This is a genomic window from Paenibacillus sp. JJ1722 (genome assembly GCF_048282685.1).
Taxonomy (GTDB): Bacteria; Bacillota; Bacilli; order Paenibacillales; family Paenibacillaceae; genus Paenibacillus; species Paenibacillus polymyxa_B.
The window spans coordinates 1434605-1456977 of sequence record NZ_CP182500.1 but is presented as its reverse complement, the minus strand read 5'-3'; the positions used below and the strand labels follow the sequence as shown (position 1 = coordinate 1456977).

Annotated in this window: 20 protein-coding genes and 1 riboswitch; of the genes, 1 reads left to right on the top strand and 19 read right to left on the bottom strand. The window is 47.4% G+C overall.

The window, feature by feature from the left end:
- Positions 1-2 precede the first annotated feature (2 nt).
- From ACM1ND_RS06400 to ACM1ND_RS06325, 16 genes are all read right to left on the bottom strand, one after another.
- Complete coding sequence (locus ACM1ND_RS06400; RefSeq protein WP_023987447.1) at positions 3-1088, bottom strand: AI-2E family transporter; 1086 nt, start codon at positions 1086-1088, stop codon at positions 3-5.
- 243 nt (positions 1089-1331) lie between these two features.
- Complete coding sequence (locus ACM1ND_RS06395; protein WP_023987446.1) at positions 1332-2114, bottom strand: ABC transporter permease; 783 nt, start codon at positions 2112-2114, stop codon at positions 1332-1334.
- Complete coding sequence (locus ACM1ND_RS06390; RefSeq protein WP_068938660.1) at positions 2107-3027, bottom strand: ABC transporter ATP-binding protein; 921 nt, start codon at positions 3025-3027, stop codon at positions 2107-2109. The genes ACM1ND_RS06395 and ACM1ND_RS06390 overlap by 8 nt, the downstream gene beginning before the upstream one ends.
- A gap of 109 nt (positions 3028-3136) precedes the next feature.
- Positions 3137-3628, bottom strand: coding sequence for a hypothetical protein (locus ACM1ND_RS06385; RefSeq protein WP_023987444.1), 492 nt, complete (start codon positions 3626-3628; stop codon positions 3137-3139).
- Positions 3629-3759: 131 nt separating this feature from the next.
- Positions 3760-4737, bottom strand: a complete 978-nt coding sequence (locus ACM1ND_RS06380; protein ID WP_068938662.1) for an LCP family protein — start codon at positions 4735-4737, stop codon at positions 3760-3762.
- 14 nt (positions 4738-4751) lie between these two features.
- Positions 4752-6092 (bottom strand): UDP-glucose dehydrogenase family protein, encoded by a 1341-nt coding sequence (locus ACM1ND_RS06375; protein ID WP_418027317.1) that lies wholly within the window; start codon positions 6090-6092, stop codon positions 4752-4754.
- A 51-nt stretch (positions 6093-6143) separates the two neighbouring features.
- A complete protein-coding gene (locus ACM1ND_RS06370) occupies positions 6144-6953 on the bottom strand; it encodes a WecB/TagA/CpsF family glycosyltransferase (RefSeq protein WP_081326339.1) in 810 nt (269 codons plus the stop codon).
- Positions 6931-8172 (bottom strand): glycosyltransferase family 4 protein, encoded by a 1242-nt coding sequence (locus ACM1ND_RS06365; RefSeq protein ID WP_075153891.1) that lies wholly within the window; start codon positions 8170-8172, stop codon positions 6931-6933. The genes ACM1ND_RS06370 and ACM1ND_RS06365 overlap by 23 nt, the downstream gene beginning before the upstream one ends.
- Positions 8169-9401 (bottom strand): glycosyltransferase family 4 protein, encoded by a 1233-nt coding sequence (locus ACM1ND_RS06360; protein ID WP_053324856.1) that lies wholly within the window; start codon positions 9399-9401, stop codon positions 8169-8171. The genes ACM1ND_RS06365 and ACM1ND_RS06360 overlap by 4 nt, the downstream gene beginning before the upstream one ends.
- Positions 9402-10143: 742 nt before the next feature.
- The gene (locus tag ACM1ND_RS06355; protein WP_340858924.1) at positions 10144-11406 is read right to left on the bottom strand and encodes a hypothetical protein; all 1263 of its coding nucleotides are present in this window, start codon (positions 11404-11406) and stop codon (positions 10144-10146) included.
- Complete coding sequence (locus ACM1ND_RS06350) at positions 11393-12736, bottom strand: flippase (protein ID WP_023987437.1); 1344 nt, start codon at positions 12734-12736, stop codon at positions 11393-11395. The genes ACM1ND_RS06355 and ACM1ND_RS06350 overlap by 14 nt, the downstream gene beginning before the upstream one ends.
- A gap of 77 nt (positions 12737-12813) precedes the next feature.
- Positions 12814-13803, bottom strand: a complete 990-nt coding sequence (gmd, locus tag ACM1ND_RS06345) for a GDP-mannose 4,6-dehydratase (RefSeq protein WP_023987436.1) — start codon at positions 13801-13803, stop codon at positions 12814-12816.
- A 21-nt stretch (positions 13804-13824) separates the two neighbouring features.
- A complete protein-coding gene (gene fcl / locus ACM1ND_RS06340; RefSeq protein WP_023987435.1) occupies positions 13825-14763 on the bottom strand; it encodes a GDP-L-fucose synthase in 939 nt (312 codons plus the stop codon).
- A gap of 36 nt (positions 14764-14799) precedes the next feature.
- Positions 14800-15498: a sugar transferase gene (locus ACM1ND_RS06335; protein WP_023987434.1), complete on the bottom strand. Its 699-nt coding sequence runs from the start codon at positions 15496-15498 to the stop codon at positions 14800-14802.
- A gap of 85 nt (positions 15499-15583) precedes the next feature.
- Positions 15584-16270: a CpsD/CapB family tyrosine-protein kinase gene (locus ACM1ND_RS06330; RefSeq protein ID WP_023987433.1), complete on the bottom strand. Its 687-nt coding sequence runs from the start codon at positions 16268-16270 to the stop codon at positions 15584-15586.
- Positions 16251-17000 (bottom strand): YveK family protein, encoded by a 750-nt coding sequence (locus ACM1ND_RS06325; RefSeq protein WP_023987432.1) that lies wholly within the window; start codon positions 16998-17000, stop codon positions 16251-16253. The genes ACM1ND_RS06330 and ACM1ND_RS06325 overlap by 20 nt, the downstream gene beginning before the upstream one ends.
- A gap of 327 nt (positions 17001-17327) precedes the next feature.
- Here ACM1ND_RS06325 and ACM1ND_RS06320 point away from each other — a divergent pair, with 327 nt between their 5' ends.
- Positions 17328-17696: a helix-turn-helix domain-containing protein gene (locus ACM1ND_RS06320; protein ID WP_023987431.1), complete on the top strand. Its 369-nt coding sequence runs from the start codon at positions 17328-17330 to the stop codon at positions 17694-17696.
- Positions 17697-17749: 53 nt separating this feature from the next.
- Here the strand turns inward: ACM1ND_RS06320 and ACM1ND_RS06315 are convergent, their stop codons facing one another.
- The 3 genes from ACM1ND_RS06315 to ACM1ND_RS06305 form a co-directional block, all read right to left on the bottom strand.
- Positions 17750-17932: a hypothetical protein gene (locus ACM1ND_RS06315; RefSeq protein WP_071559043.1), complete on the bottom strand. Its 183-nt coding sequence runs from the start codon at positions 17930-17932 to the stop codon at positions 17750-17752.
- 311 nt (positions 17933-18243) lie between these two features.
- Entirely contained in the window at positions 18244-20538 is a 2295-nt protein-coding gene (locus ACM1ND_RS06310) for a hypothetical protein (protein ID WP_418027313.1), read from the bottom strand.
- Positions 20539-20586: 48 nt separating this feature from the next.
- Entirely contained in the window at positions 20587-22161 is a 1575-nt protein-coding gene (locus ACM1ND_RS06305) for a glycosyl hydrolase (protein WP_418027311.1), read from the bottom strand.
- A gap of 13 nt (positions 22162-22174) precedes the next feature.
- Positions 22175-22255, bottom strand: a riboswitch (cyclic di-GMP riboswitch).
- Between the last annotated feature and the right edge of the window lie 118 nt (positions 22256-22373).

The window sequence follows — 22373 nt, the reverse complement described above, 5'->3', positions numbered from 1 at the left end:
ATTCATTCCATAATATCCTCCACTCTGCGTTCCAAAAATAATTGGTACACCTTGCGTATGACGATTTTTCCGCACATATACAATGGAATCACCAAAATGATACCCAGAATCCCGAGCAGGTCGCCACCAACTAACAGTAAAATAACGACAGTCAACGGATGAATATCCAGCTGCTTGCCAAAAACTATAGGTGACAGCCAATTATCCTGAATTTGCTGTGCAGCGATCACCACGACCAGGGACCAGAGTGCCATCGAAGGTGATTCGAGTAATCCAATAATAACCACAGGTATAGAAGCAGCCACTGCCCCCACATAGGGAATAAAATTAAGAAAAATCGAAATAACGGCAAGCAGCAAGGCATAAGGCAAGCCAATAATTAAAAATCCAAGAAACATCATCACACCCAACGCGACATTAATCAGCACCCGACTCACGATAAAGCTGCTGAGTGCACTATCGATATCTTCCATAACCTCCAATGCGTCCTTGTGATATTTTTTTGGAAAGAAGTTTAGCATTTTAGGGCCAAACTTGCTCCCTTCCTTCAGCATGTAATAGAGCAATATTGGAAAGGTAGCCAATACAATAAAAAAGTAGGACACGAACGATACCAGCTTTACCGAATAATCAGACAGTGTCGAAAAAGCTTCGTTCAACGTATCTGACAGTTGTGACAGCGGGTCTTCACCCGGAGGCAGCACTTGTCTCAAGGATTGATTATGCCGCCATTGGCTCAATTGATCAACCAGACTTTTAATGAGCTTCGGCGCATTTTCAAATAAATTGGTAACTTGATCACGCAGCGTAGGCCACACACCCCATGAGAAAACAAACAATAACACTCCAATGACCAAATAAATCAGCAAGATGGAGATAGATCGTTTGATTTTTCTCCGTTCCATTACATCTACAATCGGCCTCAATAAATAATAGAGGAAAAAAGATAGCATCAACGGTACAACCAGCAAGCTGACCAAAGATACGAGAGGACTGAATATAAAGCTTACTTTGGTGCCCAAGTAAATGATGAGTAATAGCATGACAATACCCGTAGTCAGACGAAAAAAACGATTATTTTGCAGCATATCATGCGGCCCCCCTCTGTTCTGTTTCTCTCTACCTCTTTAAACGCAAAGTGACCCTATTGATTGATTCTTGCTGAAAATAGATTACAATATACCCCTGCACGTAGAATGTGTAGTAAAAAATGACATATATACAGGATAAAATAGTCTTAAATGAGGATTTTGTAAAATTCTTAAATAACAAAAGGACGTCCAAATGCTAGGCATTTGAACGTCCTTTGTGTTACTCTATGGCACTTCGATTTAGGTCGAAACATCCCGTTTTACGAAAACCACCCAGGCAATGGCGATAAAAATCACATAATAGGCGGCCAGCACGGTGAGCGAAAAGGTTAGACTGGAACTTACTGTACCCGGCGGCATATCTAAATATTTTTTCAGATCCATATGCGTAAATAGAACGTATTTGGTCCATTCAAAACGATCTGTGCTGAACAAGCCAATCGTGTTATAAACTGTTTTGGTGAACATCATGAACAGTGACAGCCCAATCGCCAAGGCACTGGAACGGAAAACAGCGGACAGCATAAAAGCAAAGGCCATCGTCACGAATAAGGCGATATAGCTATACAAGAAGTTCAGTGTTACGTAAGATATCGGATCACTGAACAGCGGAACAGAACCCGCTGGTGCATCCTTGGATAACATCAGCCATGAGGACAGCGTAACCATCAAAATCAAAATGATCGTTCCGAGCAAACTGAACAAAATCACGGATATATACTTGGACAACAATATTTTGCTGCGAGTCCAAGGTCGGATGAGCAGCAGCTTAATCGTTCCCCAAGTAAATTCACCAGCCACCGAATCAGCGGCTACAATGACCGTAAACGTCGTATTGAGGAAAAATGTAAACAACGTCGTCAACGCAATCCCATCCCACACACTGACCTGATCGGAAACCAAGGAAATCAGCATCGGAATCACAGCAGTGATGACCGCCAGCAATCCCAGCATAATCCATGTGCGCACACGCAGGTAAATTTTCAGATTTTCGTTATGTACCAGCTTGAAGAAATCACCCAATGACCCCGCCTCCCGTCACTTCCAAAAATTGATCTTCCAGCGTACGGGCAACCGGGCGAATCGCATATACTTTAATGCCATTTGCAGCCAGCAGGCTGTTCATCTCTGCAATCTGTTCCCGCTCCAGGTGAAGCAGCAGTTGATTACCTTCGACGCGCCCTGCTCCAGCAAGCGCATAAGCTTGTTCGGCATCATTTACCTCAAAAGCAATTTCCGCCTTATGCACTTCCTCCCCTGTATTCTTCAGTTGCTTGATATCAACCAGCCGTCCGCTCTGAATAATAGCTACACGGTCGCACATCAGCTCCATCTCGGACAACAAATGGCTTGATACGAATACAGTAATTCCTTCCGTACGGGTCAATTGACGCAAATAATCCCGCAGTTCACGAATACCCTGCGGGTCCAAGCCATTGGTCGGCTCGTCCAGCACAAGCAGCTTCGGTCGATGCAAAATCGCCTGAGCTACCCCAAGTCGCTGCCGCATCCCGAGCGAGTAGGTTTTTACTTTATCGTGAATCCGATTTCCGAGTCCCACCAGACGAATCGCTTCTTCCACGCGCTCTTGGGTCACCCCAGGAGACATTCGCGCAAAATGCTGCAAATTTTGATAGCCTGTCAAAAACTTGTACATCTCCGGGTTCTCAACAATCGCGCCGACATGGGCAACGGCCTTTTCAAAATCGGTATTAATGCTGTCTCCACAAATATGAATATCGCCCTTGCTGATCGAAATCAGGCCAACCATCATACGGATGGTGGTCGTTTTTCCCGCACCATTGGGTCCAAGGAAACCAAATACCTGCCCCGCCGGAACCTCCAGCGTCAGATCATCCACGATCGCTTTTGAGGAAATGATTTTACTCACACCCTCCATACGTATGACGGGAACCTGTCCTGTCGCTTGCTGCATGCTTTGAAACTCCTTCCATCCGGAGTGAAGCTGTGATCCATTTTACTGTACATTTCCGGTTTTGGAAGTATTGTACCATATTTAACCTTTTAGAAACACCACGCAACCTCTATTCCTTGTCCTTATATATCCAAAGCACCCGCCATTTCTCATCTTCCTGCGTCACATAACAAGGCTGTACGATATCAAAGTTGCCGAATCGGGTCTTGTAATGCTGAGTGACCGTAATACGGTAAACTTTCCCTAACTCTTCTCCATTCTGATCGGTACGAATGTCATATTCAGCCTGCGGCTCCCCCAGTTCAAACGTGAACGTATCCGTCCCCATATCCTGCATAAAAACGTGCGCACGCTGCTGTACATACGTGGACTTCTCGAATTTCTTTTTCATTTGCGAATGAAAAAGCTCCCATGAGCCTCCGAAATTTCCCGATTGCTCCATAGTGTAGAACTCGTTCAGTGCTTCTACCGCTTGATCGCCCTCGCCTGTAGACATCACCCCATGCAGACCCAGCCACAGCAACCATAACAATCCACATATGATTGCAAAATATAATAGCTTACGGACGAACGCCGAAGCCGCTCTCCTTCTAAACAGCACACATTGCCCCTCCCTCTGTTGGACTATACCGAATTCTCTACAGATGTATGTGGGACAAGCCTTTTTTAGAAGACTTTATAAGAAAATAACGGGTGACCTCCCAATAGGGCACCCGTCTACATAAGGCTTACCTAAGGCGATATGGCCTCGGTAAGCATGTGCTTCTCCAGCACTCCATGGATACGCTGGCGTTCCTGCTCATCCACAATGTAATAATACACACCGTTGATTTTACGCCCATGTCCCTTCAGCTCAACGGTATCCGTCTGCTTGAGGGACGGACCGATCCGGGTCAGGAAGGTGGTCATATCGTCAAAGGTAATGTCTGTGCGAATCTGCTCCCCCGCTGCCTCCAGTATCGGTTTTACCCTCAACAGCCCTTCCTTGCTGATGGACTGGGCAAGAATTTGCTTGAGTAGCTCCCGCTGGCGAGCATTTCTTCCGAGATCCCCACGTGGATCATCAAAACGCATACGGGCGTAGGCCAACGCCTCAGCCCCGTTCAAGTTCAAATTACCCTGCGCAAAATGATGGCCCTCATATTGAAAATCAAGTGGGTTATGAACCTCGACTCCCCCCACAAGGTCCACCATTTTCGCAAACCCTTCCATGTTCATCTGTACATAGTAATCTATCGGATGGTTCAAAAAATGCTCTACCGTACGGATCGACATATCCACGCCCCCAAAAGCAAAAGCGTGATTGATTTTGTCCTCACGCCCCCTGCCGATCAACTCTGTTCGCGTATCACGTGGGATGTTGAACATCAACATAGAGCCTTCGGCAGGGTTAACAGACAAGACGATCATCGTATCCGATCGTCCTGGATCGTGAGGCCGCCGATCTACGCCCAGTACCAGCACGGTGAACGGCTTGAACTGGGAGATGGCTGCCGGATTGGGTGTACTTGATCCAGAGTCTGTATCTACGGATCGCCCTGCTCCGCCCGTTGCAAGGGTAGAAACCGACCCAGGCTGCACGATGCTGCGCGGATGATACATCGCATTCGCCGCTGTTTTAAAGGAATGATACACATAAGCGGTGTAGGCAGTAGCCCCTACGACCAATAACGCCGCAGCCCCCAATGTCATCTTCAGCCATCGTTTCATATGCAGCCTCCCCTTTACGGATTTACTACAGACTGATAACGATCTACATCCAGATTGTTCATCTGTGGCCTACCGACAGAATAGTATGCAAAGGGGGATTGTCTGATTTGCTCCTCGCTGTACACATTGCGTCCGTCAATCATAATAGGATATTTCATAAGCTCATTCAGCTCACCCAGCCCGATTTCACCAAACTCCTCCCATTCCGTCAATAGACACAGTGCGTCGCATCCCTCTGCTGCTTCCCGTGCGCTTTCTGCCCACGTTACTTCCGAGCTGTCCAGCAGTCTGCGGAAGTTAGCGGTAGCGATCGGGTCATATGCACGAATTTGCGCCCCTGCCTCCAGCAGCGACTGCATAATATCCAGCGCCGGGGCATCTCTTACATCATCTGTATTCGGTTTAAAGGCCAGCCCCCATATGCCAATCGTGGCTCCTTCCAGATCACCCAGCGCCTCTTTTAGCTTACGAATCACGTTAAAACGTTGCCCCTGATTCACTTCCACCACAGATTTCAGCAGCTTGAATTCATAGTCCACGTTGCCAGCAATTTGGATCAGAGCTTGTGTATCCTTGGGAAAACAGGAACCCCCATAGCCGATACCAGCAGACAAAAAGGAGGAACCGATCCGCTGATCCAGCCCCATACCGTGTGACACGCGTGTAACGTCTGCGCCCACCTTTTCACAAATATTTGCAATCTCATTAATAAACGAAATTTTGGTCGCCAAAAAAGCATTCGACGCGTACTTGATCATCTCCGCCGAACGGATATCCGTGGTTACGATATTTGTCGTCAACGGTTCGTGCAGTGTAGTCAGCACAGTGGACACATGCGGATCGGAAGCTCCGATGATGATTCGATCTGGCTGTAGGGTGTCTATGACTGCTGAACCTTCACGTAAAAATTCGGGAACCGAAGCCACACCAAACGGATTATTTGTGCGGCTCGCAATCCAATTTTGAATACGTTCGTTCGTTCCGACAGGCACCGTGCTTTTGGTGACAATTATTTTGTAGCCATTCATGGCGTCTGCCACCTCGCAGGCGGCTTCTTCAATATAGGACAGGTTCGCTTCTCCGCCTGGCAGCGAAGGCGTGCCGACCGCCAAAATAACAATTTCAGCTGCCTCCACCGAAGCTGCCGTATCTGTTGTAAAGCTTAGTCGACCTTGTTCTACATTATCTTTAATTAGAGCCTTTAATCCCGGTTCATAAATCGGCACCCCACCTGCACGCAGCTGATGAATTTTGTCCTCATTCTGATCTACACAGACGACGGTATTCCCGAGTGCGGCAAAACAGACCCCCGACACCAGCCCGACATACCCTGCACCAATTACACATAACTTCAAAGCAACTCCCCCTTTTACATGCTGTCTCATTGCATCCTGCTTTTACCGACTTCACTTCTCTATATCTCTTCCTGCAGGCCGATTATGATAAAGCGTAAGCCGTTTGTTTTGCCGATAAGATTTTAGAAAACGATATACATACATCGGATTGTTATAGGCATACCTCTTCCATAATCGCTTCGGTTCACAGATCAGACGGTACAGCCACTCCAGCCCCAGCTTTTGTATCGCTAGTGGCGGTCTACGAACCTTTCCAGTGATATAGTCAAAGGCCGCCCCTACTCCAATCATCACGCCATGAATGCGGTCTTTGTTTCGATGCATCCATATTTCCTGCTTCGGGCAGCCTAAGCTGACGAATATGATATGCGCGCCGGACGCATTGATTTCATCAATGATCCGCTCCTCCTCATCTGGGTGAAGCTCACGAAATGGTGGTGAAAAGCTGCCCGAGATGCGGATTCCAGGGTAATCCTGTTCTACTCTTTCTTTTAAGCTATCCAGCGTATCCGGCGTACTGCCGTAAAAATATATACTCACCTTCGTCTGTGGCGCACGTTCGCACAACTTGAGCATCAGACTGGGACCATCTACCCGATCCTGACGCTCAAATCCGTACAGCTTAAGCGCCCATACCAACGGCATACCGTCCGGAGTACACAAATCGGCTTGAGTGAGCGCTTTGTGGAACTCGGAATGATTCCCGGCTGTGACAATGGAATGCGTGTTGCAAATACATACATAGCCGTCCTTTCGTTCGACTGCCCATTGTTCCAGCATGTGTACCGTCTCCTGAAACGTAAGTGCTGCAATATCTGCATCCGCAATCCTTCCGACTCTATATTGGGGCAGCTGTTTCATAATCACGCTCCTCCATCGCCTCGCTATATATCGCCATCAGCTGCTTTACATTCACTTCTTCCGTATAGCGTGCAGCATAATTTTCCGACACCTTCTGTCTCATAGCTGCATAGTTTTCATAGGCTACTGCACAGCGAATCACAGTCTTTATATTTTCCAAATCATCATGTTGAAAATGGAAACCCGTCACCCCGTCCTCCACGACTTCCTCCAGTGCACCGAGCCGGCTGCATAATACCGGAGTTCCAACAGAAAAAGACTCTACAATGGTCATGGGAAATCCTTCATACCAAATGGAAGGCACCATGACATACATGGCCCGGCTCATGCAATCCAGTACCGTGTCTCCATCCTGCTTACCGAGAAACCGAACATCTTCCTGCGGATAAGCAGCGGCCAATTCAGCCTTTTCCGGACCATCCCCAATGATGACCAGTCTAAATCCCCCCCGATCTTCCAACTGTGACCAGGCTTGCAGCAGATTGCGAACCCCTTTTTCAGCAGAAATCCGCCCCACGAACAACAAATAACGATCATTCGGGTCATACTGGGTTTTCACTTTTTTATGATGGATAAAATTCGGCTTTACCGCGATACGATCCAGCGGAATACCGCTTTCGGCAAATTTGTCCCGTGCAAACTCCGTCAGCGCAATATAGCGACTTACCTTGTGCTGCCATGTGCCGATCAGATCGTTGAACTTAATCATCGCCGCCACCGGAATCGTCTGAAGCTGTGAACCTCGATAGCATCCATGACGGATGGAGTGCAGCAGCGTGCCGTGAAGGCATTTTTCACAAACCTTATTCCCTCGCATAAAGGTTGCCGCCGGACAAATCAGCCTGTAATTATGCAGTGTCTGGACAACCGGAATCCCCAGCCGTTCACAAGCATGATAGACCGAAGGAGATATAACTGGGAAAAAATTATGCACATGCACCACATCCGGCTTCACCTGTAAAAGCAGCTTCTTAATTCTTTTGAATTCCGGCAGGGACCATGCCGCCTCTACTGCCAGCTTTGCCATGTTCGCTAGCCCTCTGCTTTGAATGCTGTCGTTGTGCACATAGTAATGCTCTGTCTCTATTCCTCTGGAACGCAGCATAGCCGATTCTTGCTCGACAACCTTGTCTTCTCCCCCGCTTTGCTGATAAAAGTTATGGATGATCAGCACCTTGCTTACAGGAGGGTTCATCTGTCTGCTGACCTGTTGGCTCACGTGGCTGCCCCTCTTTCCTGCGTTGATTGCATAACGTGGTTAGAATTCCCGGGCTTGATCCCTTGATGGCTTACTATTTCATCCGCAATGCGATCCCACGACATACGCTCGACCGTAAGGAAGGCCTTCTCCGCCATACTTCGTCTCAGCTCAGCATTATCCAGCAAAGCGCCTATCCGACCAGACCATTCCTCTTCTGAAAAGCTTCTCAGCATCACTCCGCTCACTCCGTCCTCAATCAAGGTAACCGAGCCCCCGTTTACCGAAGAGATAATCGGGACGCGAAACAGCATGCTTTCCAGCAGCACCATACCAAAAATATCGTATTGGGTCGGAAACAGCATCACATCCGCCGCTCCATAAACCTGCCACAGATGACGTTGCTCCACTCTTGAAAAATGTATAATACTGTCCGTTATTCCCAGCTCATGAGCATATGTCCAATAGCGGTCTGTGTCCGTCTTCCGTCCATTCCCGACCATTAACAAAAGGCAGCTAGGATGCTTTTGGAGTACCCTTTTGAACGTACTCAGCATAAAACGTATATTTCTCCGTTCCTCCAGTACACCAACATACAGTAGCACCGGACGATCTCCGATTCGACGCAGCTCATTCGCGACCTCACGGTTTTCCTCACGTTCTCCGCTTATGTCTTCACTGTTGTTACTGGTTTCACTGTTGAATGCTCTCTCTACTTTACTGCGATCCAGTCCGACTCCAATCGTAACCACGTTGTCAAAACCTTTATTCTCCAAATAGCACTTGGCAAGATCGGATTTGACATAGGTACGGCGTAGAGATTTTGCTACCTTCGGCAGCAGCATAATATCGTACAGTTTGCGGATCAGCGCGTGCGTGTTATCTCGGTATGGGCCGTGATACAACGCCAGCTTATCAGGACATTTGCGAGAAAGCAGATAGGTCATGATCTGGTTGTATTCTGTAGTAATGACCAGACCATAAGCATCCAGAAAAGAATCTTTGAGAACATCTCTGTAGATGCTGTTGCTTAAGAACTTAAACCCGTGGAGCCAGATAATACGCAAGGTGCATCCTTCGTGACGGTAGACCTGTTCCAGATGGGTTTCTTTACGATCGTTGTAGTAAACAATATCGCAATCATAGCCTTTTCGAACGAGTGCTTTGCCCAAACCGACTTCCTGTAAATTGTATGAGTCCCCGTTCACCTTGCTAGCAAAATTGCGGAGATACAATATTTTTTGAATCATCATCAGGGCTCCTGCCATTTCATATTGGGTGAGTTATGGAGCACGGAGGGTTCAGAGAACGCTGCGCGTTCCATTTGATCTTCCGATCGCTGTTGCAGTGGGATTCCTGGATATATAAAACATTCCGAGGTAAGAATCCCACTGCAAAGGCGAACGCTAGCGCTTCTTCAGATTCAAATGGACCGCTCCGCTGCTGACCGCCGTTTCCATAAAGTCACCCCATTTAAAAAAGGGAATGCTGGGCATGAAGTGCCTTCGCTGCGCGGATATACGCGAGCGAATGCATGCAGCCGTTGACTACGCTAACTTGTATACCGGTCACATAGCGATAAACGATTGAACAGCATAGAGCTACTACCGCAGGGCTGACCACGAGACCTTAGCTAGGCTTGATTGTTGCCTGCTAAAAGATTGATATCCACTGAACGCTGTCACTTTGACAGAGAACTGTGCTGAGTGTGCCCTATACGGGCATGCATGCCCGGCGTTCGCGGCGATAAGGCGAAGCTATCGCCAGGCGGCTCTTACCTTCTCCACCTTATGGGCTGGGGGAAATTCTTTTTGGCGGCGGTGGGTAGCGGAGGGTAAGGATTTGAATCTGGAGAAGCGTCAGCGTTCGCCTTTGACGTGGGATTCCGCCCTCTGTAGGGCTTTATTCAAACAAAGGAATCCCACATCAACAGCGATCGGAAGATCAAATCCGTCCCGAAGCGGCCTTCCATCCACAATAGTTGCTCCAGGATCAAACCCGCCCCGAAGCGGCCTTTCCCCTCCAACTTGAATGTTCACGCTGCCTTTCCTCCATCATCTGCATATTAAAATGGTCTGCCCCTTTGAGCTGGGCAGCTGCCATATCCGCCACTAAAGTCACACTCGATTCCATCGGCACAAAGCGGTATTTGTAGGCCGTAAGCCGATGATCGGTTTCGTGAAATAAAATATCCTGAGCGTAATTCCCCCATCGGTCCTTGGGCATCAAATCAATAGTCATGCCAGCATGCGCAGAGGGCAGCAGCATATTAGAGCCGTGGATGCCGATCACTAATCGGCTGGCTGCGTATACCTCGCAGACCCGCAGCTCACTTTCCCGGTCAAAGCGTGTGACACGCTCATCAGAAATCCATGCCGGGAAGCTCCCGGTACGCCCAAGTCCAGCGACTGTAAAACGATGATCTGGGAAGCTTTCTCTCAGCCTGCGGAACAGTCGTATGATTTTACTGCGCTGATGATAAATTAGCGGTTTTAGCCCACGCTTGAGCTGCGGAAATTTCTGTACCGCTCTTGCGATATGATGGCTGCCGCTCCACAAGCGATCTTCCCTCCATACGAAGGTAATGCGCGGCTCCGACTCACGCCTCTCGTCATAGCGGGAGACACCTGTAAACTGCTCAATATCAAACTGATTGGGATGTGAATATGCCGGGCTGACATACACCTCATCAAAGCGCATCAGTTCCTCAATCATCCGATGATGTAGCACAGGATAAAAGTTTCGTGCCCTGCTGAACGGCACATCAACCGTCCAAATTTCAGACACATATGCTGGCACCATCCATTCCAGCGACTTTTGCACAATGACGATGATGCCCAGGTCCGGCGATTGCTCGTATTCGCGTTGCACATTGAGCAGCTTGAGCAAAGCATGGCCATACAAATAATCCATTGTGTTGATGATAATCACACGTGTAGAAGCTTTCATTTTATGCACAGTCATGCCGACTGCTAAGTCATAGGAAGGATTCATCAACGATTGCCGCAAAGGCTCTCCGAGCCATTTTCTCGACTTCGCATCACCGGTCAGAATATAGTCAGGCATTTCTACACGATAAGGTGAATACGTGGCATGACCGACCCTCATGTCCTCGAGATATTCGCGTCCGCACCCCTCACACGCAGTGCTGACACATACATGGATTCCCTGCCACAGCACCTCTCCACCACGTACCTTACTTCCACAATGCGGGCACTGTTCCTCATGCCGAACAAACGGTTTAATGGGTATCATGATTGTTCTCTCCAACTTTCGGTACTGTAATATGAACACGCCAGAAGGTCAGGATGGACTTCATCATCCAACCCAAATTAGATTTAACTTCCTTAAATAGCAAATCTAATAGAAATACAGATATCGTAAAGGACAAGATCGTCGCCACTAACGACCCTCGGACACCAAGCAACGGGATTAGCGCGTAATTGAAAGCGATATTCGTGACCGCCCCCACCACCGAGGTCAGCAGCGTGTATCTGAACAAATTTTCATTGGTAATAAACAAGCTTTTAGCAACACTGAAGTTAGTGAAAAACAGACGAATCGCAAACAGAGACAACAGCGAACCTGCTTCGGTAAATTCTTTCCCATACAGCACAACCACTACCCATTGGGATAGAAAAAATAAAGGTACCGAGGTCACAAGAAAGCATATAAACATCAGGCGATACACCGTAGACAATGTCTGTCTGTATTCGTCGCTTCCTTTCTGCTTGGAGCGGGTTACTACTGGAGCATAGGCCGTTGTCAGAACAACCGGAATGAAGCCCAGCACTTCGATGAGTCGGAGTGCAACGGAGTATTGCCCAACCGCAGCGTTCCCCAGCAGTTCACCGATAATGACTTGATCGATCCGTGCCTGTACATATACAGCGGAAGATGACAGTATAAGCGGCCAGCTGTGATTCATAATTCGCCGAGCTGTGGCTAAGCGGAACGTCCATCGCTTCACACGTCGTCCTTCCTTACGGAAGAAATACAGCAGCAGCAGGCTCCCCAACAGAAACTCTCCATGAGCACACAACGCCACCACCCATATCGGAACACCGGACAACAACAGAATGATTTTAATGGTGGAGCCGAGAACAAAGGCGGTATTCTTGGCAACGACCGTGTATTTGGACAGCATCTGCGCACGAAACCAGTAGTCGATGATATCAAACAATTGAAATACCGAGGCCGTAGCCAAGATCAGATTGATCAACCGCACCGAACTGTCTTCCGGTCTGAGCAGTGAAATGAAAGAATAGGACAGTACAATGGCTATCAGAGTACCTACCAATTTCAGCAGAACCGCCGTACCCAATAGCTCATGCTCATCCTTGGGGTCTTTGACAAGATCGCGTACTAATATAGAATCAAAGCCAAGGGTCGTGAAAATCAGAAACATCCCGAAAAAGGATTCCGCATAATTCCACTTTCCCAGTTCCTCTGGTCCCAACACTCTCGCCATGATGATGCTGACTGCCAGGCCGAACACCATGCGAATCATTTTGTCACCGAACAGCCATGATGTATTCACCAGCAAACTTCTGCGCGGTTTGGCGCGTTTTTCGACTAATGTCATAGGTTTTACTCCATCTTGAAAAATGACCTTGCGTACAGCGAAGAGACCCCCGCCCAGGCGGATGGCCTCTCCATCTCTTACACGACGACAGAAGCTTCAACTGCAGCCTGCCTTTTTACCCGCTCCAAGTCTGTATCCACCATCATATGAATGAGCTGCTCGAAGCCTACTTCCAATCGCCAGCCCAGCTTTTCTTTCGCCTTGGCACAATCGCCGAGCAATAGATCTACCTCTGCCGGACGGACAAACTGAGGATCGATCACGACGTAATCCTCGTAATTTAGGCCTACATGGGAAAAGGCAATTTGCAGCAGTTCACGCACAGAATGCATTTCTCCCGTGGAAATGACGTAATCATCCGGTTGATCCTGCTGAAGCATCAGCCACATCGCCTTTACATAATCCCCTGCAAAACCCCAGTCTCGCAGTGAATCCAAATTTCCCATGCGCAGCTCCTGCTGCAACCCCAGCTTGATACGAGCTACCGCATCCGACACCTTACGCGTTACAAATTCCAGTCCTCGGCGTGGGGATTCGTGATTGAACAGAATGCCAGAGCAAGCAAACATATTAAAGCTTTCGCGATAGTTCACTGTAATCCAATGGCCGTACACTTTGGCGACACCGTAGGGACTACGTGGGTAAAACGGAGTCGTTTCTGTCTGCGGTGTCTCCAGCACCTTACCGAACATCTCGCTGCTTGACGCCTGATAAAAGCGCGCTTCCGGTTTGGCAATTCGAACCGCCTCCAGCATATTGGTGACAGACAGCGCTGTAATCTGACCTGTAGCCAACGGCTGCGGCCATGAGGCCGCTACGAAGGATTGAGCAGCCAAGTTGTAGACCTCATCCGGGTCGGACTGACGGACGGCTTCGATCAATGAAGCCAGATCGGTCATATCACCGGAAAGCCAGTGGATGTCATTCTGGATATGCGCTACATTTTCAAAGTTCGGTGTGCTGGTTCGTCTGCGCACCCCGTACACCTCATAATCCTTGGACAGCAGCAACTCAGCCAGATAGGACCCGTCTTGTCCGGTAATCCCTGTGATCAGCGCTTTTTTCATTCCCATTCCCCCACCGTTTTTTTATTGTTCAACCAGATCCAGACCTTGAAATGCCTGATACACAGACTTTAATCCCTCTTCTAGTGAAATACGCGCCGACCAACCCAGCTCGGAAATTCGGGATACATCTACCAACTTACGCGGCGTTCCATCAGGAGCGGAGGTGTTAAAGGTAATTTCTCCCTCATAGTCGACTACATTCTTCACTCGTTCAGCCAGCTCACGAATAGAGATATCCTCACCTACGCCGATATTTACAATTTCATTTCCCTCATAATTGTTCATCAGGAACAGACAGGCTTCAGCCAAATCATCAGAATGAAGAAATTCTCGCCGCGGCGTACCTGAGCCCCATACTTCGACAGTCGGAGATTGATTCAGCTTGGCTTCATGAAACTTGCGGATGAGCGCAGGCAGCACATGAGAGGTCTGGAGATCAAAGTTGTCGCCCGGACCGTATAAATTCGTCGGCATCACAGAAATAAACCGGGTTCCATACTGACGGTTGTAAGACTGACACATTTTAATCCCGGCAATTTTAGCAATTGCATAGGCCTCATTAGTAGGCTCCAGTTCACCTGTAAGCAGATATTCTTCCCGCAACGGCTGCGGAGCAAATTTAGGATAGATACAAGTAGAGCCGAGGAATAACAGCTTGCCTACATTCGCCCGGTATGCCGCATCAATCACATTCGTTTGTATAAGCAGATTGTCACGGATAAAATCAGCCGGATATTCGTTATTCGCCAAAATCCCACCAACCTTGGCCGCTGCCAGAAATACATAATCCACAGGCTCTGTTTCAAAAAAATGATCTACTGCCTCTTTATTGCGTAGATCCAGCTCACGGCTTGTGCGAGTAATAATATGACGGTAACCCGCATCCTGAAGCGCTCGGACAATAGCGGAACCCACCAGTCCGTTATGCCCTGCTACATATATGTTGGAATGAAGATCCATACTTATCCCCTACCTTCTTCGTGAAAATGAAAGACTTTAATACGCATCCTTGGAGCCTAGCAGCACACGAAATGTTTTCAGCATAATGATCATATCTGTGCGGAAACTGCGTCTGGATATGTACTCCAAATCCAGTTCTACCATCTGGTTAAAGCTTAGATGATTACGACCGCTGATCTGCCATAGACCAGTGCAGCCCGGTGTAACCGTCAGACGCAGCTTATCCCTCACTGTGTAATCATGGACTTCTCTTGGCAATGGGGGTCTGGGTCCTACCAGACTCATCTGCCCACGTAGTACATTGAACAGTTGTGGCAGCTCGTCGATGCTCGTTCTGCGAAGAAAGCGACCCACACGGGTAATTCGGGGATCGTCCCGCATTTTGAACATCGCACCCTCAATTTCATTTTCCACCAGCAGTGCAGACAATCTGGCTTCGGCATCAGACACCATAGAACGAAATTTGATCATGCGAAACGGCCGCTCGTTTTTTCCAATACGTACTTGATAAAATATTGCACTGCCTTTTGGGTCCTCCAGCTTAATCAGCAAAATGACAAGCAGAAATACTGGGCATAGCACGATGATTCCAATGAAAGACAATATAATATCCATGCTTCGCTTCACGAACGGGTATACGTTCCATCCTTGCCGCCGTTCAAGCCCATGAGCAACCGAATAAACATCCACTGACGCGCCCAGCACTTCGGCCTCGTTCGAGCGGGAAGAAGACACGTCTCATCACCTCGCTCCTTATTGATAAGTATTATTTATACATTGTTAAAAGAATTTTATATACTATCATTTTCCTCCTTTTTATTCATGTCAGATTGCGTTCCTCCATCCCCCGCTCGGCGCGGGTATTCGAACGCTTCACATTATTAAGTACTACACCCAGAATGCGCGCCTTTACTCTTTCCAAATTCGCTTTTGCTTTCTTGACGATATCCTTTTTGACTTTCCCTGCCTGCACCACCAGAATGACTCCGTCACACATAGCGCTTATAATTAAGCCATCCGGAAAGGACAGCAACGGCGGCGTATCCATTAAGATCACGTCATAATGTTCTTTTAGGTCAACCAGCAGAGCATTCATTCTGCGGGAACTGAGCATCTCGGACGGATTGGGCGGGTTCGGTCCGGCTGTAATTGCATGCAGATGGTCAATCCCGGTTTCCTGAACCACATCCTGCCATGCCTGTTGATTGGCAAGCACCCGTGTCAGCCCCGTGTGATTACGCAAACCAAACATATGGTGCAAAGAGGAACGACGCAGATCCATATCCATAATCAGCACCTTTTTCCCCTCTTGCGCATAGGTTACAGCCAAATTGCTAATCGTGACCGTTCTACCTTCACCCGCCTGAGCGGACGCCACCATCATAACCTCAATCGGCTCGTCTATAGAAGAAAACTGGATGTTAGTACGAAGCATGCGGTACTCCTCCGAAACGGAAGACTGAGCATGTAGGGATGTAACGAGCTGATTATTGATTAATCGCGGCATATTGCCCTTCACCTACCTGTTTAGGAGTTGTAGTGGAGCTGTCGGAGCGTTTATCTTCTTTTTTCATTTTCGTAATCAGGGATAGGGTAGGCAGACCGAGTTCTTTTTCAATATCCTCTTCATTCTTAAATGTATCATCCAGTACCTCCAGCAAAAACGCCAAGCCTATTCCCAACAATAAAGAGGTGGCAAAAGCAATAAATATCTGTATAGCGGGATTACTGTTCACGGGAACTGCTGGATCATTCAGACTGGCTTCGCTTAGGATGGTGACATTGTCCATTTTCATGATAGAGGGGATTTGCCGTTTGAATACTTTGGCTACCGCATTGACGGTTTTCACAGCCTTCGTATACGATAAATCGCGGATTGTTACATCCATGACCTGTGAATCACCTGCGGTGTTCACTCTTAATTTTGACGCCAAAGCTGACGGAGTGACCTTAAGGTCGGGGAAGCTGGCGACCACCTGATCCATAATCGCCGAGGAGATCATAATTTGCTTATAGGAGTTCGTTAAGGCTATATTCGTTTGAACTACACTGTAATCAACGACACCTGCACGATCCGGTCGTGGCGTCTGGTTGATAATGAGCTTTGCGGTAGCTTCGTAAATCTGCGGGGTAAAATATACATTTTTTATGCCCACTACAGTACATACCAGCAATACGATGCTACCAATCAACCACATTCTTTTACGGATCAAACGGATGTACTCTTTCAACTGCACAAGACCAGTCCTCCCTGATTGACTTGTTTTCGATGCAATAACGCTTGTACTGATCCTCTGCATAACGGGGAAAAGAACGATGCATGACCCTCTAATCTATAGTAAAATGTTGTATAATAGCGCATAGAAGGTCCAGCCAGCGAATAAGCACAAAATGCTCAATCATCGGTGGCCTCTTAGGGTATATAAACGAAGACATAAGTGAAAACTATGAAATAAAGATACGTTATGTAACTTACATAACTAATTTATGATACAAAACGTATCTTGTCAAGCGTAAAATTGCTTTTTTACCTTTCTTAACCTTGCCTTCAGGAGGAAAAACAGATGAATTATGGCACCCGCATCGCTGAATTACGAGAACATAAGGGATTAAAACAAGAGGAACTAGCGCAATCCCTCGGAATTACGCGGGCAGCTCTTTCTCACTATGAAAAAAATAGGCGCAAGCCAGATTTTGAGATCCTGACCAAGCTCGCTGATATTTTTGGGGTAACGATTGACTACTTGGTGGGACGTACGAGCCATCCGGCGGCAATATTGGATTCAGATGTGAGGGAATTTGTGGACCAGCTTGAACTGTCCGACGAGGATATTCTGCGACGTTTCAACCTGACCATTGACGGACGCACCTTGTCTGAGGAAGAAGCCAAACGTTTTATTGCATTTGTCCGAATGGAACGAATGATGGAATAAAGAACGCGGCCGACTGCCTTACGTCTCAATCAAGTAAGACCAGCCGTTGGAATTTACACGCGCTTGTCCTTCCGGTATGTGGTTTCATCAGCGTCGCTTTCTAGCCATTCTGGTATCGTGATACCACATTGGAGCAAGATGTCCCGGATGTCCAAGTGGATGGCAGCTTTGTCTGCTTTCTGTACGTTGTTTCGAAAAAGAGGGTTGTTCACCCCTAATTCTGTCTCCTTGTTCATTCAGCACTAACCTCGCTTTATTATTCTTGGTCACCGGAAAGAGATTTCCCACAAACCATGTATGTATAGTCATGAACAAAACTATTATATATGAATACATACCTGCAATGTTGTCGTCTTATGACGAGAATATAAAAGGATTTTCTTATTTTTTTCTTCATTATACGTAAAGTATTGGCAAATCAGAACGATTTTCCAACAAAAAAGAACCTGTCAGGTCCTATTTTCTCCTGATAGGTTCTTTTTTGTTTTAATTCGAAATGATGTTAGGTATTCGTTATCTAAGGTCCTATATACATTCCGATCTAATATTAAGCGACCTCGGCTGCCTGGGAAACCTGAGTGCCTCCGGTCGCCCGAACTTTGTAGACATAGTGACCTCCGGCTTTTACCGTCCGATCTGTATACGTGCTTCCCGCTACTTGCGAGGCAATCACCTGATAAGCCCCGTCGGTCCCGTCAGCACGCAGCACATCATAGGAAGATACGCCTTCTGCCTGAAGCCAATTAATCTTTACTGCCCCATCCTGAACAGAGGCTGCCTTCACCCCTGTTGGAGCTGAAGCTGCGGTTTGATCTGTACTTTTTAATTCCAAAATATATTGTACCGCTTCACCAGGACCCAGCTTTTCTTCAAAATCAAGGGCAGGAGAAGCCTTGAGTCCTGATATGGAACGTTGTGCCTGACTGTAAGTAGAACCCGCTCCAAAACGTTCACCCGTGTACAAACCGGCTTTCGGCATCGTTACCCGTACACGAACTGTCTGCGTGGTAGCTTCGAAATTCACTAGATTCACCAGCAATTTGTCTGAGGTAGCGCCGCTACCTGCCAGCGGTTTAAGCTTGGACGTATCCACCGCACGAACATACACCATCTTATCCTTGGTTTCCTCTGGATTCAGCACTGTATAAGTCAGAGGTTTTCCATGGGTGGCATAGGCTAAGCTCAAGCGTCTCATGATCTTAACGCGGGTGTCCTGTCCTTGCCCGAACGGATAAATTTCTGTGTTGGCCGGGTTATGACTTTGCAGATCGAAGCCTGTTTTAAACAGCGTATAATCTTTATAAAAAGCAGCGTGCTGGATAAACATATCGGCAAACCCAATTTGCGAACGCATAATCCGGTCGAATGCAGCTGCTTGTGGCTGACTAGCCCCGTAATCTGGATTGTCTCGATGCGTATCATTGGTACCGAACTCTGTGTTCAGCATCTTTTTCGCCAGTCCATTGCTCGAACCGCCGAAGGTTTTCAAATTTTGGACGAAGCTGCCCCCGCCCTCTTCATTATACGATTCACCATAGGCGTGTCCATTGGTCAGGTCGGTGACTTCCTCCAGCTGTTTACGTTGCGCCGGGTCCCGTTCCCATCCATCTGGGTCACCGCATTTTTGCGTACCACTGGTTTGATTTTTGCATGCCTTGGTAGAGTACGTTGGCCAGTAGGCCCAGCCCGGTGCTACGGTTTTGAGATGCGGTGCCAATTGCTTGCCTTCTGTATTCAACCACTTGGCCACAGCCAGGTTTACCGCCTTGGAGCGATTAAATAATCCAGGTTCGTTATCTACTTCATAATATTGAAGATAAGAACCGTATTTTTTTACATAATCGCGCAACTTTTGCTTGGCCGTCTCTGGTAGAGAACCATCTTTTTGCAGCTTAATATCACCTGTATATAAATACAAAGCAGACGATTGCATATTATACTGCTTTAACGTTTGATAGTAATCATCCACGTCTGTACAGGCCTTGCCCACATTACTGGCACAGGTGACCCTCATGACGTTGCCACTATAAGCAATGCCCAGCCACTTGAGAACGTATGGTAAATGCTTAACTGCACCCTGATCATAATAAAATTCTTTATTGTTCACATTTGTTCCGGTCAGTATATATTTACCGTGTACCGGTTCGGTCGCAGGTGAAGCTAACGTCTCCAAGCTCAAGTCATCCCAAGTCCACCACACATTTTTATCTTCTGCAGAGGAGCAGTATAGGCAGCGCGCTGTCTTTAGCTTGAGTACGTTAACACCGCTTTGCAATTGCTCTTTGGGTATATACAGCTCGTAGTTGTTTTTGAAATTATAAGTACTCCCAGTACCGGAAACCCCGGCAATCTGAATAATACCGGACAGCTGATGATTTGAAAATACAGCCAATTGCGGGACTGCTTTGCCCGCATCCAAAATCCGAACACGGAATATCATACCATTGGGAGGAATCTGATTCAGCTTATACTGGAGTGTCAGTTCAGGGTTCGTGGACGCATTCAAACCGGGAGGAATATCTCCACTGCTGAGCAATACCGGAACTGTTGTACTCTCTGCTTCCGACAATGCTGACAATGATCCTTTAGCAGATGATTCGGTAGAGGCAGCTGCTGTAGAAATATCGATATTATCCCTACCGACCACACCTTTGAATTCCGCTGAAGAGTCATCCCTCTGACCCAGCTTCCATACTGGACTGGCAGCCGCTACTTTATCCGTCTGCAATTCTGCGCTTCTTGAAGGCGTGTATATAAACCAAGCGATCATCGCTATAGCTACGACCGCTAGTAGTCCAGATAAAACTACTGTATACCTATGGGATAACCATTTTTTTATCATATGATCCACCCTCTCTCCTCAAATTTTTTGACCGGGAAAGAGTATCAATCAAGGAAGAAACAAAGCGTTTCCGGGAATCACCGCTTTCGCTTCATGCTGACTTTCCCACATTAGACGTGCCATCGCGTCGCCTTTTTCATCATAGTATTCCACTTTTAAATCTACCATTTTGCCTGCTTCCAAAGTAATACTACCTTTACGCTCTGTCCAGCTTTGTTTGAACCAGCTGTCAATAACCAACTTGCCGTCTACCCATACACGGATACCGTCATCGGATATCGTTGTGAACGTATAGGTCTCGCTATATTGCGGTTTGATTTTACCCGTCCAGCGAACCGAGAACTGATCGGCATTCACCTTTGGATCAGCTGCATTGGCACGCCAGTTGTAGTCCAGCTTGCTATCTGTACGGATCAAAGCAGGACTTCCGCTCAAATTCATATTGTTAAAATATTCGCCCTGCAGCCCGTTCACATATACCCCATCAGGAACGGAAGGAGGAGTCGGAGTCGGGATAGGCTCACTTTGCCCCTCGTCCGGTAAGGTCGGTACGTCTGTCCCAGGTTGTTCGATTGCTGCCAGCCCATTTTTCACATCATCCCGCGTCAAACTCTTCGAATCATTCATATAATCCTGAATTTGATTTGTTGTGTTATTCTCAGTCAGCATCTTGCCCCAAGTCATGGAATATACCCATTTAGGTTGAGCCTGCAATACCTCAGAACTAGGCATCTCACCGTGCTCCCCAATGGCAATCGGCTTATTCCGTGCCAGCCCGAGCAGACCTTCGTAATGACTTTGCTTAAAATCATTGTTGTAAATGTCTACTGCCAAAATGTCCACTTTGTCATCCCCCGGGTATTTTGGGGTATACGGGACAGTATACGAATTGGGCGCATTCGGACTCCATACCCACAGCAGATTGTTCAATTGATGTGTGTTTGTAAAACGGTCATACATGATATTCCATAGCTGATTGAAATTAGTTTTGTTTCCCCACCAGAACCAGTCACCATTCATTTCGTGGTAAGGTCTCCACAAAACCGGAACCCCTGCATCACGAAGCTGCTTTAACGATACAGCGACCTTATCCAGATCGGCAATGAGGAGGTTATACTGCGTAGTACCTGGGGTCACGTATTTGTTGAACTCCGCCTGACTTACTTTCGCCTGTACATTGGCCCAAGTCAGTGGCCTACCTGGTAGCGCTTCATGAAAAGTCATCGTCACAATTCCACCGGATCTGTCCCAACGGATAGCACTATCGACGACATTTTTACGTTGTGCTGCTTCCGTAGCGTCAGATTGACCAGAGATAGCTCCCATCTCATAGCCGTGTACACCAACATATGCCTGACTGATTTTTTGGACCTTGTTACTTAATTCATCTGGACTTTCCAAATAATCATGCTGACCGGTGACTATTTTTTTCCCTGAGATGTTGAGTAAATAATTGTATAGTTCACGGGCCTGAGTAGAAGCGTCCGAATTAACAGGTTGTAATGAAGCGGCATTCGCCACCGACAGAGAATCTCCAAAACCGACGGGCAACAATGAAAAAAGCATAACAACGGGGAGTACATGACGTATCAGTCGATACAGAGGAATAAAATTGAATCTCACTTTCGCTCTTCCTTTCGGTAGCCAGGCTGCCATCCTTGTGGAAGGCCCTTTAGCTTTGCGTACCTGCCTTTCGACAGGGCTGCGTTTATCGTTGGAAGGAGTTTGGATTCCTTCTTACCCTAAGTATCGACTTTTTTTTACCAAAATTTAATAGGTCATGTTCATGAATTTACAGGTTTTCGCCCAATTTCGACAGTTTAGGCTATGAATTT

What these genes read in the sequence shown, in the direction of transcription:
- ACM1ND_RS06400 (WP_023987447.1), bottom strand. Translation starts at nt 1,088, where the DNA reads ATGCTGCAAAATAATCGTTTTTTTCGTCTGACTACGGGTATTGTCATG.
- ACM1ND_RS06390 (WP_068938660.1), bottom strand. Translation starts at nt 3,027, where the DNA reads ATGCAGCAAGCGACAGGACAGGTTCCCGTCATACGTATGGAGGGTGTG.
- ACM1ND_RS06380 (WP_068938662.1), bottom strand. Translation starts at nt 4,737, where the DNA reads ATGAAACGATGGCTGAAGATGACATTGGGGGCTGCGGCGTTATTGGTC.
- ACM1ND_RS06370 (WP_081326339.1), bottom strand. Translation starts at nt 6,953, where the DNA reads ATGAAACAGCTGCCCCAATATAGAGTCGGAAGGATTGCGGATGCAGAT.
- ACM1ND_RS06360 (WP_053324856.1), bottom strand. Translation starts at nt 9,401, where the DNA reads ATGATTCAAAAAATATTGTATCTCCGCAATTTTGCTAGCAAGGTGAAC.
- ACM1ND_RS06355 (WP_340858924.1), bottom strand. Translation starts at nt 11,406, where the DNA reads ATGATACCCATTAAACCGTTTGTTCGGCATGAGGAACAGTGCCCGCAT.
- ACM1ND_RS06350 (WP_023987437.1), bottom strand. Translation starts at nt 12,736, where the DNA reads ATGACATTAGTCGAAAAACGCGCCAAACCGCGCAGAAGTTTGCTGGTG.
- gmd (WP_023987436.1), bottom strand. Translation starts at nt 13,803, where the DNA reads ATGAAAAAAGCGCTGATCACAGGGATTACCGGACAAGACGGGTCCTAT.
- fcl (WP_023987435.1), bottom strand. Translation starts at nt 14,763, where the DNA reads ATGGATCTTCATTCCAACATATATGTAGCAGGGCATAACGGACTGGTG.
- ACM1ND_RS06330 (WP_023987433.1), bottom strand. Translation starts at nt 16,270, where the DNA reads ATGCCGCGATTAATCAATAATCAGCTCGTTACATCCCTACATGCTCAG.
- ACM1ND_RS06320 (WP_023987431.1), top strand. Translation starts at nt 17,328, where the DNA reads ATGAATTATGGCACCCGCATCGCTGAATTACGAGAACATAAGGGATTA.
- ACM1ND_RS06315 (WP_071559043.1), bottom strand. Translation starts at nt 17,932, where the DNA reads ATGAACAAGGAGACAGAATTAGGGGTGAACAACCCTCTTTTTCGAAAC.
- ACM1ND_RS06310 (WP_418027313.1), bottom strand. Translation starts at nt 20,538, where the DNA reads ATGATAAAAAAATGGTTATCCCATAGGTATACAGTAGTTTTATCTGGA.